Source organism: Micromonospora echinofusca (assembly GCF_017614955.1).
Taxonomy (GTDB): Bacteria; Actinomycetota; Actinomycetes; order Mycobacteriales; family Micromonosporaceae; genus Micromonospora; species Micromonospora echinofusca_A.
In genome coordinates this window covers 1-4,745 of the sequence record NZ_WVUH01000451.1, presented here as the reverse complement: position 1 = coordinate 4,745, position 4,745 = coordinate 1, and the positions used below count along the sequence as shown (strand labels likewise).

5 protein-coding genes are annotated in these 4,745 nt (G+C 68.9%); 2 read left to right on the top strand and 3 right to left on the bottom strand.

What is annotated here, in order from left to right; genetic code table 11:
• Positions 1–111 precede the first annotated feature (111 nt).
• The 3 genes from GSF22_RS30670 to GSF22_RS30660 are packed head-to-tail and all read right to left on the bottom strand — an operon-like array spanning position 112 to position 2,503.
• Positions 112–1,014: an ABC transporter permease gene (locus GSF22_RS30670; RefSeq protein ID WP_307804472.1), complete on the bottom strand. Its 903-nt coding sequence runs from the start codon at positions 1,012–1,014 to the stop codon at positions 112–114.
• A complete protein-coding gene (gene nikB / locus GSF22_RS30665) occupies positions 1,004–1,951 on the bottom strand; it encodes a nickel ABC transporter permease (protein ID WP_244454432.1) in 948 nt (315 codons plus the stop codon). The genes GSF22_RS30670 and nikB overlap by 11 nt, the downstream gene beginning before the upstream one ends.
• A gap of 21 nt (positions 1,952–1,972) precedes the next feature.
• Entirely contained in the window at positions 1,973–2,503 is a 531-nt protein-coding gene (locus GSF22_RS30660; protein WP_208817400.1) for an Lrp/AsnC family transcriptional regulator, read from the bottom strand.
• A gap of 122 nt (positions 2,504–2,625) precedes the next feature.
• On the opposite strand from GSF22_RS30660, the gene GSF22_RS30655 reads away from it, so the two are divergent.
• Entirely contained in the window at positions 2,626–3,669 is a 1,044-nt protein-coding gene (locus GSF22_RS30655; RefSeq protein WP_208817399.1) for an ABC transporter ATP-binding protein, read from the top strand.
• The gene (locus GSF22_RS30650; RefSeq protein ID WP_208817398.1) at positions 3,669–4,700 is read left to right on the top strand and encodes an ABC transporter ATP-binding protein; all 1,032 of its coding nucleotides are present in this window, start codon (positions 3,669–3,671) and stop codon (positions 4,698–4,700) included. The genes GSF22_RS30655 and GSF22_RS30650 overlap by 1 nt, the downstream gene beginning before the upstream one ends.
• Positions 4,701–4,745: the final 45 nt, after the last annotated feature.

The window sequence follows — 4,745 nt, the reverse complement described above, 5'->3', positions numbered from 1 at the left end:
ACCTCGACGTCGGGGGAGGGGTCGGCGGGCAGGGGCCCGCCGGCGGACCATTCGGTCAGCCGGCGGACGACGTGTTCGTCGATGGACTCCATGCCGGGGCTCCTTGGCGGGTCAGCGGCTGGACCGGCCGCGCAGTCGCGGGTCCAGTACGTCGCGGAGGGTGTCGCCCAGCAGGTTGAAGCCGAGTACGGCGATCATGATGCAGACGCCCGGCACCACCGACGGCCAGATCGAGATCTCCATGAAGGACTTGCCGCTGGAGAGCATCGAGCCCCAGGACGGCTGGGGTGGTTGCACGCCGAGGCCGAGGTACCCCAGGGACGCCTCGATCAGGATCGCGTAGGCGAGGCTGGTGGTGAACTGCACCGCGATCGGGGCCACCGAATTGGGCAGGATGTACTTGAGGATGAGTCGGGTGTTGCTCAGCCCGACCGCCTGCCCCGACTCCACGTACGGCTCCCGGCGCACCGACATGGCGGTACCGCGCACGATCCGGGCGAAGCTGGGGATGAAGACGATGACCAGGGCGAGGATGAGGTTTTCCGTGCCGGGCCCCCGGGCGGCCACCACGGCGAGCGCCAGCAGCAGGGTGGGGAAGGAGAACATGATGTCGGTCGCCGGGGTGATGATCGCGTCGAGTACGCCCCGGTAGAAGCCGGCGAGCAGCCCCAGCAGCACGCCGATGGTCCCGGCGCAGGTCACCACGATCAGGCTGACCGTCAGCGAGGTACGTGCGCCGTAGAGCGCCCGGCTGAGCAGGTCGCGTCCTGCCTCGTCCGCGCCGAGCAGGAAGTCGCCGCCGGGTGGGGCGAGGCGCTGGTTGGACATCGCGGTCGGGTCGTACGGCGCGATGAGCGGGGCGAGTGCCGCGGCGGCGGTCATCAACACCACGATGACCAGCCCGATCGCGCCGACCCGGTCCCGGGTGATCAGCCGCAGCAGGTGACCGCCGCGGCGTCCGGTCCGGAGGGGGGTTGTCTGCGGCCCGGGGCCGGGGAGGACTTCAGTGACCACTGCGCAACCTCGGATCCAGGTAGGTGTAGAGGAGGTCGACGAGGAGGTTGACCACGACGTAGAAGAAGGCGAGGAAGAGCAGCGTGCCCTGGACGACCGGGTAGTCCCGCTGGCTGATGCCCCGGATGACCATCGTGCCCAGCCCGGGCCAGGCGAAGACCTGCTCGACGATGACGGTGCCGCCCAGCAGCGCGCCGGCCTGGATGCCGAGCACCGTCACCACCGGGATGAGCGAGTTGCGCAGGGCGTGCCGGACCAGGACGGCGCGTTCGGCGAGCCCTTTGGCGCGGGCGGTGCGGACGTAGTCCTGGTTGAGGACCTCCAGCATGCTGGACCGGGTCATCCGCATGCTGATCGCCGCCAGGCTGGCGCCGAGGGTGACGGAGGGGAGGATGAGGTACTTCAGGCTGCCCAGGAAGCCCTCACCCTCCCCGGCGCCCTGGGACGGCAGCCAGCCCAGCGAGACCGAGAAGACGTACACCAGCAGGATGCCCAGCCAGAAGTTCGGCAGGGAGAGTCCGATCAGTGAGGCGATCCGGGTGCTCGCGTCGAGGATGCCGTTGCGCTTGGTGGCGCTGAGCACCCCGAGCGGGATCGAGATGAGGATCGAGACCAGCAGCGACGACACCGCCAGCAGCAGCGTGGACGGGAAGCGTTGGGCGATCTCCTCGAGCACCGGCTGACCGGTTCGCATGGAGGTGCCCAGGTCACCCTGGACCAGGGCACCCAACCAGCGGAGGAACTGCTCGTAGACGGGCATGTCGAGCCCGAAGTAGCGGCGCATCTCCGCCTCGATCGCGGGGTCGCCGAAGTCCTGTCCCATGATCGAACTGATCACGTCGCCGGGGATCATGCGGATCACCAGGAACGAGATCACCGAAATCCCGAACAGGACCGGTATAACCGATAGGACGCGGATCAGCGTGATGCGCAGCATGGCTCGTCTCTCCTGGTCCGGTCAGACCTCTGTGCCGGGTACGCCGGGTTCCGGGCCGGTGCCCCAGGCGGATTCCTCGTCGCCGGTGGCGGCGATGTCGCGGGCCCACTCGTGGGCCCGTTTGGCGACCCGCAACACCATGACCGACCGGCTCTCCATCACCCCTTCGAGGTGACCCAGCCGTTCGGTCCAGAAGGTGCGCATGGCGTTGCTGGAGGCGAAGTAGCCGACCGCGATGATGTCGAACTGCCCGGTCACGTGGTAGACGTACGCGATCTCCGGCATGCCGGCGAGCTTGTCGATCAGACGTTCGGTGGCACCCGGTGCGCTCTGGATCTCGAAGATCGTGTGCACCGGTCGACCCATGAAGGCGGCGCTGGGGATCACCGCGAACTGCAGTTGCCCCTCGGCGACGAGCCGTTCCATCCGTCGTCGCACGGACCCCTCGGAGAGGCCGACCTTCGCCGCCAACGCGACGTTTGTCTGCTTCGGGTCCTGGACGAGTTCCCGGATGATGCTGCGATCCTTCTCGATCGAGCTCTTGGACGCCATCTCGCTCCAACTCAATAGTGACGTAATTCGTCGCTGACGGGAGCCTAGACGACGAACATCGTCTGTGCAACACTCCCCAGTGACGAATGGTGGCGCTCAGGAGTCTACCTTCAGGGGGATCGATGGCTTTGTTGGAGGTGCGGGATCTGCGCACCGAGTTCCGCGCGGCGCGCGGCTCGGTGACCGCTGTGGACGGTGTGTCGTTCACCGTGGACGCGGGCGAGATGGTCGCGCTGGTGGGCGAATCCGGCTGCGGAAAATCCGCCACCGCGCAGTCCATCATGGGCCTGATCGTCCCGCCGGCCGGCCAGGTGACCGGGGGACAGGTGCTCTTCGAGGGCCGGGACCTGCTCCGGCTGCGCCCACGCGAACTGCGGGCCGTCCGGGGCAAGGGCATCTCGATGATCTTCCAGGACCCGATGACCTCGCTGAACCCGGTGCTGACCGTGGGGCGACAACTCACCGAATCGCTGCGCCTGCACCTCGGGCTGAACCGCCGCGCCGCCCGGGCCCGGGCCGTCGAACTGCTGGAGCTGGTCAGGATCCCCGCCGCCGCCACCCGACTCGGCGCGTACCCGCACCAGCTCTCCGGCGGCATGCGCCAGCGGGTCATGATCGCGATGGCGCTGTCCTGCGAGCCCCGGCTCATCCTCGCCGACGAGATCACCACCGCCCTCGACGTCACCATCCAGGCGCAGATCCTGGAACTCCTGCGGGACCTGGCCCACCAGACCCGCACCGCCGTCCTGTTCATCACCCACGACCTCGGGGTCGTCGCCGGCATGGCCGAACGGGTCAACGTCATGTACGCCGGCCAGATCGTCGAACGCGCCGAGACCGTCGACCTGTTCCACCGCCCACAGATGCCCTACACCTGGGGCCTGCTGGGCTCGGTGCCCCGACTGGACCTCGTCAAGGGCGGCCGGCTCCGCCCCATCGCCGGCCGCCCACCCGAGCTCACGGAGATGCCGGACGGCTGCCGGTTCGCGCCCCGCTGCGTGTTCGCCCGGGACACCTGCCGCGACCGTGCCCCCGACCTCACCGGCACCCACGAGACCCCCGACCGGGGCCAACTGACCCGGTGCTGGGGCATGCGCCCGGTCAACCAGGGCGGCTGGCTGTCCACCCAGGACCGGTACGCCGACCTCTCGACCAAGGAGAGCTGATGTCCGAGACACCGGATCCGACCCTGCTGCGGGTACGCGACCTGGCAGTCGACTTCAAGGTGCCGGTCCGCGGCTCACTGCTGGCGGCCCGCCTGCGCGCGGTGTCCGGCGTGGACCTCGACATCCGCCGTGGCGAGATCATCGGCGTGGTCGGCGAGTCCGGCTGCGGCAAGTCCACCACCGGACGGGCCATCCTCCAACTGCTCAAGCCCAGCCGTGGCACGGTGACCTTCGACGGCACCGAGCTGACCACCCTGAGTCGGGGACGGATGCGGGCGATGCGCCGCCGGATGCAGATGATCTTCCAGGACCCGTTCGCCTCCCTGAACCCGCGCATGAGCATCGGCGAACTCATCGAGGAACCGCTGCTGGTGCACTCCCACCTCGACGCGGCCGGCCGGCGGGCCAAGGCCCTCGACACCATGCAACTGGTCGGGCTCAGTGCCGGATGGCACGACCGCTACCCGCACGAGTTCTCCGGCGGCCAACGCCAGCGCGTCGGCATCGCGCGGGCCCTGGTCAGCAACCCGGAGTTCATCGTCGCCGACGAACCGGTGTCCGCGCTGGACGTCTCCGTCCAGGCGCAGATCGTCAACCTGCTCGAACAACTCCAGGAGGAACTCGGCCTGACGATGATGTTCATCGCACACGACCTGGCCGTGGTCCGGCACCTCTGCGACCGCATCGCGGTGATGTATCTCGGTGCCGTCGTCGAAGTGGGCCAGTGCGAGGACATGTACCAACAGCCGCAGCACCCGTACACCAAGGCCCTGCTGTCAGCGGTGCCGATCCCCGACCCGCTGGTCGAGACCCAGCGCCGACGGCTCATCCTCAGCGGCGACGTACCCAGCCCGCTCAGCCCGCCCACCGGCTGCCGGTTCCGCACCCGGTGCTGGAAGGCCCAGGAGGTCTGCGCGACCCGGGAACCGACGCTCACCACCACCGACACCGGACACCAGGTCGCCTGCCACTTCCCCGAGGACACCGACCCCCGCACCGCACCCGTCGTCGCCACAGCCGGCGGTCGGTAGCCATGCCGGTACCGCACCACCTCAACCTGGTCGACGGCGAATGGG

Bases quoted from the DNA above. Each gene is read 5' to 3' on its own strand.
- GSF22_RS30655 (WP_208817399.1), top strand. From the start codon at position 2,626: ATGGCTTTGTTGGAGGTGCGGGATCTGCGCACCGAGTTCCGCGCGGCG.
- GSF22_RS30650 (WP_208817398.1), top strand. From the start codon at position 3,669: ATGTCCGAGACACCGGATCCGACCCTGCTGCGGGTACGCGACCTGGCA.
- nikB (WP_244454432.1), bottom strand. From the start codon at position 1,951: ATGCTGCGCATCACGCTGATCCGCGTCCTATCGGTTATACCGGTCCTG.
- GSF22_RS30660 (WP_208817400.1), bottom strand. From the start codon at position 2,503: ATGGCGTCCAAGAGCTCGATCGAGAAGGATCGCAGCATCATCCGGGAA.